At 57.4% G+C, this 17,996-nt stretch carries 16 protein-coding genes and 2 pseudogenes; 13 read left to right on the top strand and 5 right to left on the bottom strand.

The features are described 5' to 3' along the window. Positions 1–114 precede the first annotated feature (114 nt). Positions 115–3,195 (top strand): annotated as a pseudogene (locus P8J86_01770) (hypothetical protein). Between the two features lie 198 nt (positions 3,196–3,393). Beyond that, positions 3,394–3,498, top strand: a pseudogene (locus P8J86_01765) (thrombospondin type 3 repeat-containing protein). A 438-nt stretch (positions 3,499–3,936) separates the two neighbouring features. On the opposite strand, the gene holA reads toward P8J86_01765, so the two are convergent. Then, positions 3,937–4,947 carry a DNA polymerase III subunit delta gene (gene holA, locus P8J86_01760; GenBank protein MDG2053414.1) on the bottom strand — a complete coding sequence of 337 codons (1,011 nt, stop codon included), beginning with the start codon at positions 4,945–4,947 and terminating at the stop codon, positions 3,937–3,939. A 79-nt stretch (positions 4,948–5,026) separates the two neighbouring features. On the opposite strand from holA, the gene P8J86_01755 reads away from it, so the two are divergent. The 8 genes from P8J86_01755 (at position 5,027) to P8J86_01720 (ending at position 10,617) form a co-directional block, all read left to right on the top strand. After that, on the top strand, positions 5,027–6,454 hold the full coding sequence (locus tag P8J86_01755; protein MDG2053413.1) for an ATP-binding protein: 1,428 nt from the start codon (positions 5,027–5,029) through the stop codon (positions 6,452–6,454). Between the two features lie 126 nt (positions 6,455–6,580). Then, positions 6,581–7,171, top strand: coding sequence for an ATP-dependent Clp protease proteolytic subunit (locus P8J86_01750; GenBank protein MDG2053412.1), 591 nt, complete (start codon positions 6,581–6,583; stop codon positions 7,169–7,171). 5 nt (positions 7,172–7,176) lie between these two features. Then, entirely contained in the window at positions 7,177–7,797 is a 621-nt protein-coding gene (locus tag P8J86_01745) for an ATP-dependent Clp protease proteolytic subunit (GenBank protein ID MDG2053411.1), read from the top strand. After that, positions 7,797–8,426 carry a hypothetical protein gene (locus P8J86_01740; protein MDG2053410.1) on the top strand — a complete coding sequence of 210 codons (630 nt, stop codon included), beginning with the start codon at positions 7,797–7,799 and terminating at the stop codon, positions 8,424–8,426. The genes P8J86_01745 and P8J86_01740 overlap by 1 nt, the downstream gene beginning before the upstream one ends. Positions 8,427–8,452: 26 nt before the next feature. Next, positions 8,453–8,644 (top strand): hypothetical protein, encoded by a 192-nt coding sequence (locus tag P8J86_01735; GenBank protein ID MDG2053409.1) that lies wholly within the window; start codon positions 8,453–8,455, stop codon positions 8,642–8,644. Then, positions 8,641–9,447, top strand: coding sequence for a peptidoglycan recognition family protein (locus P8J86_01730; protein MDG2053408.1), 807 nt, complete (start codon positions 8,641–8,643; stop codon positions 9,445–9,447). The genes P8J86_01735 and P8J86_01730 overlap by 4 nt, the downstream gene beginning before the upstream one ends. Before the next feature lie 65 nt (positions 9,448–9,512). Continuing rightward, positions 9,513–10,373 carry a serine/threonine-protein kinase gene (locus tag P8J86_01725; protein ID MDG2053407.1) on the top strand — a complete coding sequence of 287 codons (861 nt, stop codon included), beginning with the start codon at positions 9,513–9,515 and terminating at the stop codon, positions 10,371–10,373. Continuing rightward, a complete protein-coding gene (locus P8J86_01720) occupies positions 10,363–10,617 on the top strand; it encodes a (2Fe-2S)-binding protein (GenBank protein ID MDG2053406.1) in 255 nt (84 codons plus the stop codon). Before P8J86_01725 ends, P8J86_01720 begins: the two co-directional genes overlap by 11 nt. On the opposite strand, the gene P8J86_01715 is transcribed toward P8J86_01720, so the two are convergent. Next, positions 10,614–11,069, bottom strand: coding sequence for a hypothetical protein (locus P8J86_01715; GenBank protein MDG2053405.1), 456 nt, complete (start codon positions 11,067–11,069; stop codon positions 10,614–10,616). The genes P8J86_01720 and P8J86_01715 overlap by 4 nt on opposite strands. A gap of 7 nt (positions 11,070–11,076) precedes the next feature. Here P8J86_01715 and P8J86_01710 point away from each other — a divergent pair, with 7 nt between their 5' ends. Then, positions 11,077–11,745, top strand: a complete 669-nt coding sequence (locus tag P8J86_01710; protein ID MDG2053404.1) for a tetratricopeptide repeat protein — start codon at positions 11,077–11,079, stop codon at positions 11,743–11,745. After that, positions 11,742–12,695: a methyltransferase domain-containing protein gene (locus P8J86_01705; protein MDG2053403.1), complete on the top strand. Its 954-nt coding sequence runs from the start codon at positions 11,742–11,744 to the stop codon at positions 12,693–12,695. The genes P8J86_01710 and P8J86_01705 overlap by 4 nt, the downstream gene beginning before the upstream one ends. A 2-nt stretch (positions 12,696–12,697) precedes the next feature. Here the strand turns inward: P8J86_01705 and P8J86_01700 are convergent, their stop codons facing one another. Beyond that, positions 12,698–14,515, bottom strand: a complete 1,818-nt coding sequence (locus P8J86_01700; protein MDG2053402.1) for a hypothetical protein — start codon at positions 14,513–14,515, stop codon at positions 12,698–12,700. Positions 14,516–14,565: 50 nt separating this feature from the next. Between P8J86_01700 and metG the strand changes: the two genes are divergently transcribed. After that, the gene (metG, locus tag P8J86_01695) at positions 14,566–16,155 is read left to right on the top strand and encodes a methionine--tRNA ligase (protein ID MDG2053401.1); all 1,590 of its coding nucleotides are present in this window, start codon (positions 14,566–14,568) and stop codon (positions 16,153–16,155) included. 25 nt (positions 16,156–16,180) lie between these two features. Here metG and P8J86_01690 read toward each other — a convergent pair whose 3' ends face one another. Then, a complete protein-coding gene (locus P8J86_01690) occupies positions 16,181–16,879 on the bottom strand; it encodes a phosphatidylserine decarboxylase (protein ID MDG2053400.1) in 699 nt (232 codons plus the stop codon). A 6-nt stretch (positions 16,880–16,885) separates the two neighbouring features. Beyond that, the gene (locus P8J86_01685; protein MDG2053399.1) at positions 16,886–17,866 is read right to left on the bottom strand and encodes a helix-turn-helix domain-containing protein; all 981 of its coding nucleotides are present in this window, start codon (positions 17,864–17,866) and stop codon (positions 16,886–16,888) included. Positions 17,867–17,996 lie beyond the last annotated feature (130 nt).

Here is a 17,996-nt window from a genome sequence, read left to right as displayed (position 1 = left end):
TGCCGCCCCACGTTCTCCGCACAAGACTCATCGTTTTACAGTCCCTGAGAAGTCCAACGAGGAGTAGACTGGAACTTCTCACCTGGGGGGGCAGGTAGAGCGTGCCAACACAGAATGATTCGACCGACCCTCATCTCGCTGATTTTGTCACTGCCTCCCGCGGCAGTAGCGCAGTCGTCGGCCGCCTTTGAACAATTGCTTCCGGGCGGGACGGCAGGGGATCGATTTGGTGCTGCCTTGGACCGTCATGGCAATCGGCTCCTCATCGGGGCTCCGTCTGCAGCGTTGGGTGCACTTGAAGCAGGTGCGGTGCAGGCGCTCATCCGTAGCACGGCTGGCGTATGGGGCCCATCGCTTGTTGTGGGCGGAGCGAATGGATATTTCTCGGGCGACCTGACTCCAACGGATCTTGACCACCTTGGCTATGCCGTCGACCTTGACGGTGATCTACTCGGCGGATTGACGGCGGTTCTTGGTGCGCCCGGTGCCGACACGCCTCCCTTGGTTGGTGATAACACCGGCGCTGCCTATGTGTTGTCTGACTCGCAGGGGCAGTGGCGGATCGTGCACCGACTTGATCCGTGGGACATCGACGAAGATGAGCCGAGCCCGGCAAGCGATCTTTTTGATGATGCCAACGTCGACCCAACTGCTGGGCAGTTTGGACATGCAGTTGCTGTTGATGGGGACATTATTGCCATTGGATTGCCCTACGCAGCAGCCGCACCTGCTGATGGGACCACGCTCTTGCAAGAAGCAGGGGCCGTAGCAATCTATCGCCAGCAAAGTGGTTCATGGAAACTCGAAGCTGTGCTGAGCCGAGCCGATACGGACACATGCCCGGACGATATCAATCAACTCGATTACTTTGGATACTCGGTGGCGGTCTCAGGGAATGTCCTTGTCGTCGGCGTGCCCCTTGCAGACGACCCTCGCATGACCGGAACCGGCGCGTGTGTCCTCCCTGGCTCCGACCCCAACGACCCCGACGACTTCAACTGCATCCAACTCAGCGAAGAGAGCTGCGCCCTCTTCGGTTCGGCTTGGACATGGCTTCCAGGTCAGTCGTGCGACAACCCAGGGCTGGTCAACCCCCAAGGCCAGACCGGCGCCTGCTGCTACTTGAATACCAGCACGTGCGAGTGGGAAACCGTGGATGGTGTTTCGGAGATCGAGTGTGCGCTGGACTTTGACGGCGTCTATTTGCACGGGCAGGCGGCCGGCGCAATTGAATGTCCAATCATTGATACGACACCACTTGTCGACAACCTTGGAGCCGTGCATGTGTTCCACCGGAGTTCGAGCGGAGATTGGGAGCATGCCGTCACACTTCGTCCGCCAGTGTTCGGCGCCGCGCAGCGCAACTATCGCACGCCCGAGAGTTGGTTCGGCTTGTCCGTTGCGGCTGCAGGCTCGACCATTGCCGTTGGACAACCCGGCTTCACGCGGCCATTGCTCGCTTCGCCCGAGGAATACGGTGGACGTGGGATGGCGTGGGCATTTGAGCGAGAGACAGCAACGGATGACTTATGGGCCTTGAACACAGCGCTCGATCCCAATGTGCCAGTCGCGTTTTGCCCACTTGTTGCGCCACTGCTTGATGGGGCGCGATATGGATGGTCGGTCGATGCGAGTCCATGCCATGTTGCAGTTGGTGCACCTGGTGGAGACTTCAGTGTGGACGCCGATCCTGGGCGAGCCTATGTCTGGGACCATCTTGCTCGCGGATCATGGTCAGGGGCCTCCATCATTACCAAAGACGCACAATGTGTAGGTTTGAAACCGCTTTCTCATATCGAACCAATTGCGGGCGACCCTGGAGAGCAGTGGGGATACGATGTCGCGGTTGTCGACGACGGACTCACCATCGGCGGCTGGTTTGATGGTGCGGACGGTCCGTTCGCTGGTGCAGCCGAAACGTGGATCTTGGAATGTCCATGCGACGCGCCCATAGATGACACCGACGATTGTGACCAAGATGGGTGCAGCGACGCGTGGCAGATTGCGATTGACCCACTGCTGGATCTTGCAGGTTCATGCTTCGACCTCGACCCGAATACGGGCATGCCGATGCCGGATGGTGTGCTTGACCTTTGCCAAATGGGGTATTCCCCTGGCGCGTTCCGATTGGAGTCTGGACGGGGATATCAGATCGTTAACAGTCCAGGCGAGACGCTCGTTGAGGCACTCACAGATCCGCGACTGCTCATCGATGGTGTTGAACTTGCAGCCTTGTCTACGTGGACTGAAGCTGTAGAAGTGGCGATTCTGTCCGAGTGGAGTATTGCCGCCGACGGTTCCTTGTGGCTCGGTGGTACGCAAAGCGACACATCTGGCGCAGATGATGAGGGCTGGGAATGGCCATTGAATGAGACATGGTTCTGGACAAATTGGTTGGCTGGGCAACCAGACAACGCGGCGGGCAAAGAAACGGCCCTGCTTGCGATTGGGGATGGACTGCCGTGGGCGTGGTCGGATGAGTTGTCATCGGCGACAGCCGCAGGCCATGTGCTTGAGTACGACTCTGACTGTAATGCCAATCTGGTGCTTGATGCCTGGGACATTCACACGGCACTGGTCGAAGACAGCATCGTGCTCGATTGTGATAGTGATTGTCGAATTGATTCCTGCCAAATTGCGGCAGGTACGCGATTGGATTGCAATGGTAATGGTGTGCCCGATCGCTGCGACATCTCTTCGGGAGACAGCGAAGATTGCAATGGCAATGACATTCCTGACCTTTGTGATATTGCGACGGACAGCAGTGAAGACTGCAATCTCAATGGTGTTCCAGATGAGTGTGACGCGGCCGACGATCTGTTGATCTGCGACGCCATTGTGATCAACGAGGTCTTGGTCGATGCGGCTGAGGACATGAATGGTGATGGCGTATTCCATCCGGGCCAAGATCAGTGCGTGGAAGTCATCAACAATTCTGCAAGCGATGTCGACTTGTTTGGCTGGACGGTTCTTCAGAATGGCTTGATATGGAATGAGTTCACGGCTAGCACCATCATTCCAGCCAAGTGCGCGATCTTGATCTTTGGTGGCGGCAGCCCGAATGCAGCGGATTTCCCGGACAATATTGCATTGCACACCGCGAGCAATGGGCCATTTATGGCGCTCTCTATCCCCGCTTCAGGAACGACGGTTTCCCTCGAGTTGCGGGATGACACCAGTACGAGCCGAGATAGCGTGACGTGGGGAGATGAGGCAGACACTGGTGGTGCGAGTCTCACCCGTTGCCCCGACATTATTGGCACTGACGAGGACGGCGATGGACTCATCGACCTTGTTGTTCATGACACATGCGAGGATCCGAGCACGCAGTTCGAGTCATCACTTGGCCTGTTCGTGAATGGAGCGTTGCTGCCATGCTCGACGATCGATGGGGATATTGACGGCGACGGTATTCTGGACGATGACGACAACTGTCCCGCGATTGCCAACCCATCCCAAGATGATTGTGATGGTGACGGCATTGGCGATGCGTGTGACGCTGACGGAACAGACTGTGATTTTGATGGCGTCGACGATGTTTGCCAGATTGCACTCGACCCCGCTCTCGATTGCGATGGCGACGGCACGCTGGACCTTTGCCAAATTGTCGAGAGCTTTGGCCTGCTCGACTGCAATGCCAACGGCGTACTGGACACCTGTGAGATGGCCGATGGCAGCACGCCTGATTGCAATGAGAATGGTCGCCCAGACGAGTGCGACTTACTCGACGGCACCAGCCTCGACGAAAACGGTGACGGTATTCCAGACGAGTGTTGTCTTGCGGACATTCCTTGCGACGGCGTGAAGGGGCTGCTCATCATCATCGGTGACCTAGGTTGCGTTGGACTTCCACCACTGTGCCCGGGCGACTACAACTGCTCTGGCGTAGTCGATACTGATGATCTGTTGCAGTACCTCGCGGACTGCTTCAATTAGTCAGGCCGCAAGCGTCTCGGCAATCTCCACAAGCATCACCTCAAGCATGCGATCGGCCCGGCCAACACCGCTTCGGAGTCGTTGTTGGCCTCTCAGCGCGTCGCCCAAAAGGTGCGCCAGCCTGTCGGGCGACACGCGGTTGGCGACCGATATCGTGGCGTCCCCTGCTGGGCCCCAGAGTTTGAGGTCCTTGCGGATCTGCTGGGCGGACATGCCGGCCTCTCGCATACGCGATGCCGCATGCAAACGACGCAACATGTCGGTTACGGCCCACGCCACAAGCACGTCACTTTGTCTGGAAACGCTGAGTAGTTCGTGAAGCGTTGACAAGCCGCGCGCTGCACCACCACCAAGAATCGCATCTTGTATGACCCATGCCTTTTCTTCGCGGCTCAGTGGGACGGCTTCATCAATCAGGTCAACCCCAATTGGCGATCCATCCACACACATCGCCGTGAGCTTTGCCAGTTCTGCGTCGAGCCGCGCAAGATTGCAGCCGACTCGACGGACGAGTCGCTCAGCCGCCGCTTGCTCGATGCTGCCGTTGTGGGTTTTGGCGACACGCCCTTGCACCCATCGCAGTGTGTCGGCTGGCCCAAGTGGCTTGACCCGGTGCACCACGCCAACCTGATTAATGGCCTTGTCAATCTTGCCTCGATGCCATGTGTCGGCTCGCAGCAGCAGTGTGGCGTCTTCGCAGGGCGAAGCCACATACTTCTCAAATAGCCCACGAGCCTTGCTTGGTCCACCACCATCCGCTTTCGCCGCAAGCAGCCTGTCAGCCTTGTCTACGATCACGAGTTTGTGCTGTTGCAGCAAGCCGTAGGTACGTAGTTCGTCAAGGATCTCGGCTGGAGAAGTGTTGTCGCCATTGAAGTCGAATCGCTCGATCTCGCCGTGGGCGGTTTCGAGGGCATCAATGAGTTGGCGGGTGTAATACGGCACCAAAAAGGCGTCGTCGCCGATCAGGGCAATCACACGCATATCTGCATTGAACTTAGGGGCTGCCATCGCAACCAGCCAGCGTATCGAGTGTGGCGATCTTGCGACGGGGGCACCTTGATGTCTCTGGCACCGTAGGATGATCCTCATGCTCGTACTTGAGGTCATCGAGGGGCCCGACCGCGGCCGCCGTTTCCCCTTGCCGCCAGGTGAGCCACAACTACTTGGCCGCTCGTCAGAGGCAATGCCCCTCGGCGATCGGGCCATCAGCCGTCGCCATGCTGAACTCACCCCTGACGGCAACCAATGGACACTGCGTGACCTCAATTCCTCAAATGGCACCTTTGTCAATGGCAGCTCTGCGGTTGGTATCACTGCGATTGGCCTGGGGGACACAATTGCGTGCGGCTGCACGCAGCTCCGGATAATTGAGACGGAAGACATTATTGCCGGGCCCGCCCGCGACACACAGGCAGCGCGCCGCGCCGCGCCGCCATGCTTTCTGCCGCCATCTGGCGAGGTGCAGGGCCGCGTGCTGGCCATGTTGTGGTCAATTGCCACTCGCGAGGAGCAGCCGGACGCATTGCAATTGCCCGCGTTCTGTTCGTCGCTTGCTACTGCGATTCAAGCCGACGCAGTCACGGTCGAAGGAGCTGCGGGTGAGCACTCGATTCGGGTTCCGATTTCCCTTGGCAACCGACAATGCTGGATTGTCCTAGATTTTCGCGAGCCTCCAGAGTCGTGGTGTCAAGGTGTTGCGGAACTTGCCGTGTGGCTTTTTGAGACCATCGACGAAGCTGGCCGCGTTGGCGAGCGGGACCGTCTCGCCGCTATGGGCGAGACAATCGCCGTTGTGAGCCATGCCATCAAGAATATATTGCAGGGCCTGCAGGGCGGTGCCGGCGCCATTGAACTCGCGATTCAGCGGGGCGATCTACAACTCGCCCGCGAGGGCTGGCCCATTCTTTCTCGCAATCTGGACCGCATTCACGACCTGACCTTCAATATGCTTGCGTGGTCGCGGACGAGTCATCTCGACATCGAGTCAGGCTCGCTTGCGAGCGTTGTTGATGATGTGGTTGCGTTGCAGCAGCCCACATTCTCGCAGCGGCGGGTGAAGCTTCAAAATGCCAGTGGGCCCATGGCTGACGTGCCATTCGACGCGGCGTCCTTGCATCAAGCCCTTCTCAATCTCGTGCTCAATGCGCTTGAAGCAGTTCCAGCACGTTCCGGCGAGGTGCGTATCGAGACGGGCGTAGACGAACCTCGTTCAGAGGCCTTCATTGCTGTCATCGACAACGGCCCAGGTGTTCCAGTTGGCTCACACACCAGTATTTTTGAGCCATTTGCTTCCAGTCGAGGCCAGCGGGGTACCGGGCTTGGCCTGGCCGTCACGCGCCGTATCGCCGCGGCACATGGGGGGAGAGTTGTCCTGCAGACAGAGGAGGGCACGGGGTCCAGATTTGAAATCCGCCTGCCGCTGCATGTTGCGACTGGGGATCCAGGCGACACCGATGTGCCGCCTCCGGCAAGTATGGACTCGGGGCACTTTGGCCCACGTGAGCGATTGCACTAATTCGGGAGGTACATGAAGTATGATCCCTACTCTCACTCTAGGCGAGCACAATCGCCCTTGACACAGGACGCACACACCGCAATGTATATCGAGGTGCCTCGACCAGTCTCCACAATGCCCCCCGTCATGGCGTCGGGCTCGTACCAGCGAACCCGCGAGATGTCACTCGACGAGTTGTTGCTGGAAAACCGCGTCATCTTTCTCGTCGGCGAGATCAACCAGGCCTCAGCTGCTCGGGTGATGATGCAGATGCTGTACCTCGAAGACCAGAAGAAGGGTCAGCAGATCAACTTCTATATCAACAGTCCAGGCGGTGCGGTCGATGACACGCTCGCCTTGTACGACACGATGCGGTTCATTTCGAGTGATGTCGCGACCTACTGCATAGGTCGTGCCTATAGCGGCGGGGCCGTGCTTCTTGCGGCGGGCGAGGCGGGGCAGCGGCACATTCTGCCACACGCCAAGGTGATGATTCACCAGCCTTATGGTGGCGTGACCGGCCAAGCTTCTGACGTCAAGATTCAGGCCGAAGAGATCATCAGGTCCAAGGAAACACTCAACCATATTCTTGCTGATCACACCGGCCAGCCGTACAAGACTGTGTCGGCTGACTCAGAACGAGACAAGTACTTCACCGCAGCTGAAGCCAAGGCCTACGGCCTCGTCGATGAAGTTTGTGAGTTACCAGAACCCAAGAAGACGAAGAAGGACGCTTGATAGACATGTCCCAGTTGATCCCCATCGTCATTGAAAAAGAAGGTCGCGGCGAGCGTGCCTATGACATCTACTCGCGGCTTCTCAAGGACCGCATTGTCTTCCTCGCCGGTCCAGTGACCGACGCCTCGACGAATCTGATCGTCGCGCAGATGCTCTTCCTCGCGAACGAGGACCCCGAGGCCGATATTAATTTGTACATCACCTCGCCTGGCGGCAGTGTGACGGCAGGGCTCGGTGTCATCGACACGATGAACTTCATCCCCTGCGATGTCGCAACCTTCATCATCGGTCAGGCTGCGTCAATGGGCTCGCTCATAGCCTGCTCGGGCGCTCCGGGGAAGCGTTGCTCGCTGCCCAATTCCAAGAACCTGATGCATCAGCCGCTGCTCGGTGGAGTGCTTGAAGGGCAGGCGACAGATCTCGAAATCGAAGCCCGCGAAATACTGCGACTACGTGAGGTGTTGTATGGCATCTACGCTGATGCAACAGGCAAGACGGTCAAGCAAGTCGGCAAGGATTGCGAACGAAACTTCTGGCTCGATGCTCCTCAGATGGAAAAGTATGGGCTTGTTGATCGAGTGATTGATCGCTTGATTCCGGAAAATCCGGCCGCCGAGAAGAAGTGATGAAGCGTGGGGGGTTGCTCGTGCTCCTGGCACTCATGGTTGCGCCGATCCAGGGGTGTGACGGGGCATCACGACGCGCGAGCGCTCGCCTTCGAACCGAGAATGCTGGATTGCTTCGTCAAATTGATGAGTTGGAGGCCCGCACACGTGAACTTGAAGCTGGCCTGCTCGCTGCCGAGCAAGAGCAACATCGATTCTCAGGGCAATTGACGGCTGCTCCAAGGCTTGCCACGATCACGGTATCGCCAATGTCCGGGTTTGAGCCTGGCAACTCAGAAGACACCAAGACTCTGGAAGTCCATGTCGCGGCGACGGATGGGTTGAATCGCCCAATCCAGCTGGTCGGGCCAATAGAAGCGCAGGTTCTGCGCCCAGTCCCTGGTGCCGAGCCAGAAGTCGTTGCCAGTGCCATCCTCAGCCCCGCGGAAGTACGCGATGCATGGCGTGGAGGGCTCTTCGGCACCACCTACCTTGTGCCTATCCAACTTCAAACCGCCTCGCTGGCGAAAAATAAGACACTGCTTGTACATGTCTTCCACGAAGACCTGACTACTGGCCAACGAGTCGAAGGTACAGGCGGCATCGCCACACCAGAGCTCGCCAACCAGTCATCCACACCTTCGCCATGAGATTCCGCGACGATAGACTGCCAGTCATGCGTGTATTGCTCTGTGCTGTATGTATTGCCCCGCTGGCCGGTTGTTACCGGCCGCTCTTTGATGAGAAGTTGCCGCGACACCAATATGAACAGTACGACACAGCAAGAAACGGCAGCGTGTCGGCCGAAGAATATGACCTCTTTGGCAACCCGAAACCACAGCTTCGAGAACGCCTGAGCGACCGATGAGTGATTCCAATCGCGTGGACTGGGAGACTGACGCGGCGCTTTGCGTGCAAGACGAGGAAGTAGAAGCGGTTCCCATTCAAGTGGGGTGGGGGGGACTGGCCGATATATCTACAGCGGGACATGGACGCCCCTCTGTCATGACAACACACACCCCCACCTCATCAGGCGGTCCAACCCGCCGCACGCAGTTTGTCTTTGCCGCCTTCGCGGTTGCGATGACAGGTGCAATGGCAATTCTCGCCATCGACGCGCCGCAGCCTGCAGGGGGATTCCCGCTCGTAGAAATCACGCCGCTGGGTGATCGATCAGAAACTGAGCACGACTTACTCTTCCCAGATGATGGTCGCCTTGACCGTGATCGGTGGACAGGTATTGTCGTTCACCATCTCGGTGATCCCTTCGGCACGCCTGAGTCGATCCATCGCAAGCACCTCTCGTGGGGCTATCAGGGTTTGGGCTACCACTTCCTACTCGGCAACGGCAACGGACTTGCCGACGGCGAGATTCATGTGGGATATCGATGGATCGAACAGTTGCCCGGAGCGCATGTTGTCGGTGAAGCGGGCCGCGATCATAATGAGCACTCAATTGGTATCTGTCTCGTCGGGAATGGCGACCGACAGCCCTATACATCGAGCCAAATCCGCAACTTGGCTCGTCTGGTACAGCGTATTCAGCAAGAATGCGGTATTCCAGAAGAGGCTGTTTACTTGCACAGCGAACTCTCGCCTAGTCTGATGAGCCCCGGTCGCCTCTTCCCTGAAGCGGATTTTCGATCGCAGTTGCTCGACTTACCGCGTTGAGTCCCTGACCACAGCCCGGTATCCTTTCCGCTTTCCGCCCTTGCTGGAGACGGTGGATCCACGATATGGCTGCCCCAAGAAAGATTGCTGGGTTCAACGTTCTGGCCAAGATTGGCGAAGGCGCAAGGTCCACAATCTACGCTGTGCAGGATTCCAAGAGCAAGCAGGTCTGGGCTCTCAAGCACGTCGAGTTGCGAGAAGAGAAGGATGACCGTTTTCTCGAACAGGTGCAACGCGAATTTCGCATTGGGTCAAAACTTGACCATCCGGCCATTCGCAAACTGCAGAAGATCGTCAAATCACGGAAGATGTTCAAGATTCAGAGTATGGCCTTGATCATGGAATTGATCGATGCGAATACGCTCGATCAACAACTCCCACGTTCGTACGGCAAGGCTTGTAGCGTGTTCGTACAGGTTGCTGAGGCACTTGGGCATATGCATGAACGTGGCTATGTGCACGCAGATATGAAGCCGACCAACGTGCTTATCACCGAACAGGAGATGGTGAAGGTCATTGACCTCGGCCAGGCGTGCCCAATCGGTACCGTCAAGAAACGAATTCAAGGAACGCCTGGGTACATGGCCCCAGAGCAGGCCTCTCGAGAGGCCATTGACCAGCGGACCGACATATTCAACCTCGGCGCGATGATGTATTGGGTGCTTGTTCGCGAAGTTATTCCAACCGCGATGCCGCCATCTGGTGGCGATGCGTCGATGCTTTCAACCCTGGATGTGGCTGATGTGCCAGACCCGATCCCGCCGCACGAGGCCAACCCGATGATTCCAAAGACGCTTTCGAATCTCATTCTTGACTGTGTTGACAAGGACCGCGCCAAACGACCGGACAGCATGGAGGAAGTCATCCATCGGCTCAAGAAGCGGTCTGCACCACCAGATCCTTCGAGCAGTGCCGATGCAGGATGATGACCAAGTCTGTCTGTGCTTCCACGTCACCCAACGCAAGCTTCGCGCCTACTTGCGGCGTGAATGTCCCAAAGTCGCATCACAATTGACTGATTGCCTCGGTGCTGGTACTGGCTGTGGTTGGTGCCGCCCCTTCTTGGAGCAGCTCCATAGGCAGTGGGAAGCAGGCGAGGACATCGGGCTCGACGTCCGCCCACCCAACTACGCTGCAGGCCGTGACCGGCACCGCGGCGTTGACGGCTAGTCATCAAGCATCATCAGTTGCCCGTCCGCAAGTCGCCACACACTCGTGCGGCCATCTTCCCATTGCACAATGGCTGCGTCACACGATCCAATTCTGAGGAGCCCACTGGCCACCCGCTCAGCTACTCCTCGGCCGCCGCTGACCTCTCGGGGGCTGCCATCAAGCCACTTGGCGTTGTGGTCCGGTGTTCTCGTGAGGGCCAGTGACGTGCCTGGCGGGGCTGTGTCAGGCCGCTCATCACACCGCAGACTCCACAAAGGCGATCCCTTGGCCACATCTCGAGCGACCAGAAGATCCCAATGGCGACTTCCATCTGGCAGCACATGATCAAGTACCACCACCTGTACAGCCCGCGCCCCCTGCTCAACTGGCCAAATGAGAAGTGTGTTGTCCACGAGTGTTCCACCAAGGTAGTCCCCAGACCTGACTTGGCCGGCGGGGAATCGTATCATGTAGGGCGTGAATCTACTACATCCACCCTCGATCGTCCTCGCGGGACTACTGCTCGGCGGCAGTCTCATTGCCTGTTCTAGTCACGTGCCCAGTCACGCCCTCCGGCGAAACGCAGAGCGGGCCACATCGATTGCCGATTGGCCAGCCGCTGTTGAGTGGTATGGCCAACTTGTTGAGCGTGAGCCGACCGATTGGAGATCCCAAGCCGCGCTTGGCCACTCAGCTTTGGAAGCGGGCGATCTGACCGTGGCACGGCGCTCACTTGAAATAGCCTCAACCTTGCAGCCAGCGAATGCCGTGATCGCTCGCGATCTTGCCGACACGCTCGAGCAGCAAGAAGCATGGGACGATCTCTTCGCCTACTTGCGAGACCGAGCAAACACGACATCTTCATCAGAAGACTGGCTCCGCCTTGCTCGTGTGGCAGTGGAAGCGGATGACCCCGATACTGCTCGCGAGGCATTGCGGACTGCGCTGGCTGTGGATGCAGACGAAAATATCAAGCCTTATCTACAAGCGGCTCGGCTTGCTATGCGACTCGGCGAGAAGCAAGAAGCATTCCGCGCCTTATCGCTTGCATGGGAAATGAACCCCAACAACCCAGAGGTTCGAGCCGCACTCCTGGATATTGGTGTTGTGCCGGGCCCGACCATGCGACTGACTACTGGCGGATGAACCACGCCCACGCAGCTTCCGCAACGACGCTGCTTGATCAGCTCGGTGGTCTTCATGACGCGTCCCGTTTGCGGCTCTTAGTGCTGCTTGATGCACATGAACTCGCTGTTGGCGAGTTGGCTGCAGCCATTCAGTCACCACAATCAACTGTGTCAAGACACTTGAAGCGACTCATGGAGTCTGGGTGGATTCAACGTCGCAGTGTTGGGCCCCAGGCTTTGTATCGGCGAACGAGCACCGAACGTGAAGGGCATGCAAAGCAATTGTGGGCAGCCACGGTTGGCACACTCGCTGATGAACCAACCCATACCGAAGATCTGCGTCGAGTCAGAGAAATCCTCGCACAGCGGCATATTGACACGCGAGCCTACTTTGGGGCAACCGGTGGCGATTGGGCTGACGTCCGGGACCGGTTGTTTGGAAGCACCATTGTGGATGCTTGGTTCCCGGCCATGCTTGATCCAAGTTGGACTGTGGCCGATCTTGGCTGCGGCACAGGTCAACTTGCATCGGTCATTGCGCCTTGGGTGTCTCGAGTCGAAGCCGTTGATCGCGAGCCCGCGATGCTGAATGCGGCTCGGAAGAGATTGTCGGGCGTTCAAACGGTTCGCTTTCACGAAGCAGATATGCGTTCGTTACCGATTGATGAGGGCTCGGTTGACTTGGCCATTCTTTCGCTGGTGCTGCATCATGTTGAAGAGCCACGCGATGCGATTGAAGCGGGTGTTCGGTTGTTGAAGCCGGGCGGTAGATTTCTGGTGATCGACATGGTCGCGCACGATCGGGTTGAGTACCGCGACACGATGGGGCATCTTCATTTGGGTTTCGACGATTCATCAATGCGAAGCCTGATGCAGGCTGCCGGGATCGAGATGCAGCGTTATGTGCTGCTGCGGCCAGATCCCGAGGCGATGGGCCCTGGGTTGTTTGCGGCAACAGCGACTTTGTAGGCCTAGGGCTCGTCTGTCGTCGAACTGGGCAACCAGACTTGCTCGAGGAGGTCCACAAAGCTCTTGTCGGCGTTGGCCGCTCGCATTGTTTGCAGTCCGGTGGTGATCAGGTTTGGTCGGTCGAGTTGATGACCAATATAGGCCAACAAAAATCCATATCGGTCAAGATCTGCTTCCCCACGAAGTCGTGCGGTGAGAATTGAAATGGCTCGGTCCATATCCTCGGGGGCGGGGAGCAATTGTTCTGAATATTGCACGTCGATCATTTCGGGCTGGAAAGCAAGCAAGGTTTGTAGGGTCAGCGCTGAAGACAAGTACAAGTTGGCTCCCAACTCGGCGTGTCCGAGTCCGGCAGTCGCCAGTGGGTGGCCTGGGACAAATCGAAGCGCACGATTGAATCGCCGCTCTGCCCGGAGGTAGTCGCCAGATTCAAGCTTCTGCGAAGCTGATGTCACAAGGTCATCAAACCGGCCACCATCACCGGCCGCAAGTGAGTTGACCTGCTGGCCATGCCGTAGGACCAGCCCAAAGTCCTCGAACTTCAGGGCCGGTGCGACATCCAGAGGACGAGTAGGCACAGTAGACGCTGAAGAAGTGCCCGAACCGGTGGGCGTTGTGTCTTCGCTTGCCTGCAGATCAGGATTCAATGTTCCGCCTATGGGAGAAGTTGGAGAGCGCAGATCCTCTGGCGTAGTGGGAGGGGGCAGGCTGTCAAAGCCCACAATGAGCCCTCCCCGCAGGGTGCGGTAGTCGCGATCGAGTCTGTTGAGTTGGTCCGCTGCAGACATTGATCCTGTGGTCAGTGAACCATATCTTTCGGCCATATTCTGGTAGATGCCGGTCAAATCTTGGGCGACCGGGACATTGGGCAATGTTTGTATGCCAGCGTCCACGCGAGTGCTGGGCAGGCGATTGTCGGGCAGTGATAAGTCGCCAAAGCGAGTGTCCCACATCTTCCCCATCGGCGGTACGCCCAAACCGCGGTACCCATCGTCACGGACACTTGCAAGGTCAAAGGTTGTCATTCCGCGATCGAGCGAGCCAGGTTGGATCGAACGTGTGCCCAAGCCACGAATCTGCGAGCCCACATATCGAATCGGCATGTTGGGGCCAACCATTCCGTCGCCCATGTCTCGTTCGAGATGGCCGTCCCATGTGTCGTCGATGCTTCCACGGAGCATCGTTCCGAGTCGATCGCCAGACAAAACGCTTCGATCGGCATTCAATCCAAATGAGAGTTTTTGTGGTTGGTACAGCGGTTCATTCGTGCCCGGGAGTTTGGCAGGGCCACCTCGACGATTCACTCTTCTGCCGCGTTGGTTGAGGCTTCCCCTTGCATCAGGGCCCATCTCCGAGGTCAATGCGCCAGAGTGCCGTATGCCTTCGCCTGATTTCCACTGGTTATAGAAATATGGGTTGTAGTAGTCGCCGTCTGCGCCGCTCGCCATCACAGCGTTGCCCGAGCCCCCCGTCATCATTTCGGTTTGCAGGCTGCCTACGTGCTGCCAATACCACGGATTGTTATAGAGGCTGGTGGTTTGCAGGCTTGCAGCCGGATCGTCGAGGTTGTGTGCCCTGAACTGCGCATTGGTGGTCAGGTCAAATGAGTGCTCAAATCGCCGACCGCCATTTATATTCGTGCGGTATTCAAACTCATGCGGCATGTTTCGTCGCTCTCCGACGCCGGAGGCACCGAAGTCGCCTGACACTCCGCCAACGCCGTGGACCTGGCGGATGGGTTCGCTCGATAACCTTGTTTGCGCGTGGACCGAGATGGTCATAAGCGAGGCAATGACAAGAGCTGGCTTCATGTGGTTCATGTAAGGGCTAATCATAGCCATGCGACAGACGCCTCGCCCTGATCGGTACCATGCTCGCTATGACCGGCATGCCTCGATCAATCACGACACCTATCTACTACGTCAATGACCGGCCGCATATTGGGCATGTGTACACGACAACCATTTGTGACGTCTGGGCCAGATTTCAGAGATTGCTGGGCGAAGACGTGTTCTTTCTGACTGGCACCGACGAGCATGGGCAGAAGGTCGAGCAATCCGCAGCTGAGAAGGGCATGGAACCACAAGCCCTCGCCGACCAAAATGCAGCCGAGTTTCAGAAGATCATGGGCATGTTCGATCTCACGAATGATGCATTCATTCGCACGACCGACCCACGGCATGAGCGGCAAGTGCAAGGCTTTGTCAAGCGACTCATGGACTCTGGCGATGTGTATCTCGGCACCTTCGAGGGCTGGTATGACGCAGGACAAGAGGAGTATTACACCGAGACCAAGGCCCGCGAGGTTGCGTATACATCCCCGATCTCAGGTCGGCCGCTCGAGCGTGCAACCGAGGAAAATTATTACTTCAAGTTGAGCGCATTCGAAGAGCGACTGTCGAAGATGTTTGACGAAAATCCACACTTTGTGAGGCCAGAAGCACGTCGAAATGAGGTGCTTGGGAGGCTCAAGGAAGGCCTGCTCGATGTGCCGATCAGTCGCAGTAACTTCTCGTGGGGAATTGCAGTCCCTGATGCGCCAGATCATGTGATCTATGTCTGGATCGACGCGCTCTTCAACTACATCACTGCGATGGGGCTTGGCGAGCCTGATGGCGAGTGGGCACAAGGGCGTGCCAAGTATTGGCCAGCGTCGGTGCAAATCCTTGGCAAGGAAATTCTTTGGTTCCACGCTGTGATTTGGCCAGCACTCTTGATGGCATTGGACATGTCTTTGCCGCACTGCGTATACGCGCACTCCTTTTGGATTAGCGAGGGCAAGAAGATGTCCAAATCTCTAGGGAATTTCATCGATCTTGAGCAGTTGCAGGACTACATCAATACGTATGGCCGGGATGCGCTGCGGTATTTCTTGGCTGTCCAAGGCCCACTGGGTGCAACCGACTCTGATTTTTCTCGACAACAATTCCACGACACCTATACCAGTGATCTGGTGAACACACTCGGGAATTGCTCTAGCCGCACATCCGCGATGATCGGCAAGTACTGCGATGGCGTTTTGCCAAAGGACATCGATGTATCGATCGGTGGGGTCGAGTGGTCGGACCTTTGCGCTACGCAGGTGGCCAAGACGATTGATGGTATGGAGAAGTTTGAACTCGGCTCCGCGATTGCCAGCGCGATGACAATTGTCCGGGCAGTTGACTTATTCATCAACGATACGGCACCATTCAAACTTGCAAAAGATCCTCAGAACACAGAACTTGTTGGTGCAATTCTCTACCGCTGCGCCGAAGCAATTCGTATTGCGGCTTGTTTGCTTGAGTCGGTGCTCCCCGAGGCTGTCGGCGCACTCCGTGAAGCGTGGAGCCTCGGACCAGCGACAGGCGATTTGGCGAAGGAGTGCACATGGGGCTGTTTCCAGGAAGCCGCTGCAGTACAGAAGGTGGCGCTCTTTCCAAGAGTCGACGCGGCAGCGGCTGCTTCGTCGTCCTCGTAGGCAGCGTCACCAAAGTCTGCTTCTGTTATTGCCGCGGGGTGGGCAAGCGTTCTTGAACTGGCACGCTTGCAAGCACCGTCCGGCCTGCAACGACTTTGTCGCCAATAGCAACACGCACTTCGGCACCACAGTCTGCAGGCAGAATGAGCTCGGTTGTACTACCAAACTTAATCATGCCAAAACGATCGCCCCGCACAAACTGCTCGCCGCTTGAGAGGGGGCACACAATTCGTCTTGCAATCGCGCCGGAAACCTGCCGCACTCCCAAGCACAATTGATCTGATCGTTTCAGACGAGTAAGCATTGACTCGTTGATCTTGGCCGACTCGGGATTTCTTGCATCAAGAAACTTGCCCGGGCGGTACGTCAAATCAATCACCGTGACATCACACGGCATGCGATTGATGTGCACATTGAGAACACTCAAGAAGATCCGTACAACGATCGCTGGGCCATGCACGGCTTCGTGCGAATCCAATGTTTCGATAGCGGAGATACAACCGTCTGCTGGACTGAGCATGTCAGCGGCAACAAGGCCCGATGGTATGCGGCGGTGGGGGTCCCGAAAGAATGCGGCTGTGCAGAACCATGCCAGCGACGCGAGCCCTGTCAGTGTCCAGTTCACCCAGCCAAGGGGAATAAGCCACCATGCGATGACCACGATGGAGGCTGTAGCGATGCCGCCAAGGCCCCACTCACGAAGGCCAGCAGGAGCGAGTCTCATGATTGATCAGCCGGCCTTGCCGCCAATGACCCAGCCAACGAGGCCCAGCACAACTGTGCCGACGAAGAGGCCACCAACCCACATCCACATTTGCTCGGCCATGAGCGAGGCAATGCCTGAAGCACCACCCATCGTTTCAACTGCGGTGATCGCAAAAACAGCGATCAGGGCGAGCAAGCCTCCGATCATCAATCCTGCACTCAGCCCAGACCAAGCGGGGTCCCAACTCTGTGTTGCCGCCATCACCGGCGCAGCCAATGAGGGAGCGGCCTGGCCACCGATTGCCGCCACTTGGGCGGGGGCGACCTCATCATCTTCGGTCGCAGCCTCAAAGAGGCCTGATGCTGCGGGGAAATTGACATCGTCTTCGCTTGAGTACACCTCTTCGAGCAATTCAGCGCCGAGTGAAGTGTCATCGGATTCGCGGGTGAGATCCAGAAGCCCACTGCCTGAGCCGACTGACTCAAGTGTGAGATCATCATCGAGACCTTCGCCAAGTTGCGTATCTCCGCCACCCTCAATCGCGGCCCCATCGAAGGCCGATGCAGAAGCATCGGCGCTGTCGGGAGGGGAGCTCAGTTCGGCTGAGAGATCAAGATCGTTGTTGCCGCCGGACATCATTGAGGAAGAGCCAAGTCCAATGGCGCTGCCGGACTCTTCGATGCTGCCGCTTAGGTCTGGGTTCGCCGCGGGCGTTGGAATATCAGCACTTTGGCTACCTGCGAGACCAATGCCGCCAGTAGCCGATGCGCCGAGGCCGAAACTGTCATCAAGATCAAGCGAGGAACTATCGAGATCGAGATTGAGATCAAGCTCGCCAGAGTCCTCGCTCGCAGTCAGGAGTTCAATCTGCTCGACTTTGAACACAAGGTGCTCGCCGTCACGGAATTCTTGAATCTGTCCAGAGGCGACCATAGCCTCGACTTCGGTCTCGCTCTTGCTGAGCTTCTCGCAGACCTCCGTGAGTGTGTAGAACATCTTGGCCATTGGTCATGAACTCCTCGTGCCCCACTCAACGCATCCCAATACCCCGGTCTGGGATCTTTGAGAATCGAAGAAGATACCGTATGCGGGGCGGGGCATCAAATGTATGCGACATAAGAACGAACTGGCGAGT

The sequence above is a fragment of the Phycisphaerales bacterium genome (assembly GCA_029268515.1).
GTDB lineage: Bacteria > Planctomycetota > Phycisphaerae > Phycisphaerales > SM1A02 > JAQWNP01.
This window is presented reverse-complemented; position numbering and strand designations above follow the sequence as displayed.

Excerpts from the sequence above, each read along its gene's own strand:
- P8J86_01740 (MDG2053410.1), top strand. The coding sequence starts at position 7,797 with ATGAAGCGTGGGGGGTTGCTCGTGCTCCTGGCACTCATGGTTGCGCCG.
- P8J86_01685 (MDG2053399.1), bottom strand. The coding sequence starts at position 17,866 with ATGGCCAAGATGTTCTACACACTCACGGAGGTCTGCGAGAAGCTCAGC.
- P8J86_01755 (MDG2053413.1), top strand. The coding sequence starts at position 5,027 with ATGCTCGTACTTGAGGTCATCGAGGGGCCCGACCGCGGCCGCCGTTTC.
- P8J86_01745 (MDG2053411.1), top strand. The coding sequence starts at position 7,177 with ATGTCCCAGTTGATCCCCATCGTCATTGAAAAAGAAGGTCGCGGCGAG.
- P8J86_01735 (MDG2053409.1), top strand. The coding sequence starts at position 8,453 with ATGCGTGTATTGCTCTGTGCTGTATGTATTGCCCCGCTGGCCGGTTGT.
- P8J86_01730 (MDG2053408.1), top strand. The coding sequence starts at position 8,641 with ATGAGTGATTCCAATCGCGTGGACTGGGAGACTGACGCGGCGCTTTGC.
- P8J86_01715 (MDG2053405.1), bottom strand. The coding sequence starts at position 11,069 with ATGATACGATTCCCCGCCGGCCAAGTCAGGTCTGGGGACTACCTTGGT.
- P8J86_01700 (MDG2053402.1), bottom strand. The coding sequence starts at position 14,515 with ATGAACCACATGAAGCCAGCTCTTGTCATTGCCTCGCTTATGACCATC.
- P8J86_01705 (MDG2053403.1), top strand. The coding sequence starts at position 11,742 with ATGAACCACGCCCACGCAGCTTCCGCAACGACGCTGCTTGATCAGCTC.
- metG (MDG2053401.1), top strand. The coding sequence starts at position 14,566 with ATGCTCGCTATGACCGGCATGCCTCGATCAATCACGACACCTATCTAC.
- P8J86_01750 (MDG2053412.1), top strand. The coding sequence starts at position 6,581 with ATGGCGTCGGGCTCGTACCAGCGAACCCGCGAGATGTCACTCGACGAG.
- holA (MDG2053414.1), bottom strand. The coding sequence starts at position 4,947 with ATGGCAGCCCCTAAGTTCAATGCAGATATGCGTGTGATTGCCCTGATC.
- P8J86_01690 (MDG2053400.1), bottom strand. The coding sequence starts at position 16,879 with ATGAGACTCGCTCCTGCTGGCCTTCGTGAGTGGGGCCTTGGCGGCATC.
- P8J86_01720 (MDG2053406.1), top strand. The coding sequence starts at position 10,363 with ATGCAGGATGATGACCAAGTCTGTCTGTGCTTCCACGTCACCCAACGC.
- P8J86_01725 (MDG2053407.1), top strand. The coding sequence starts at position 9,513 with ATGGCTGCCCCAAGAAAGATTGCTGGGTTCAACGTTCTGGCCAAGATT.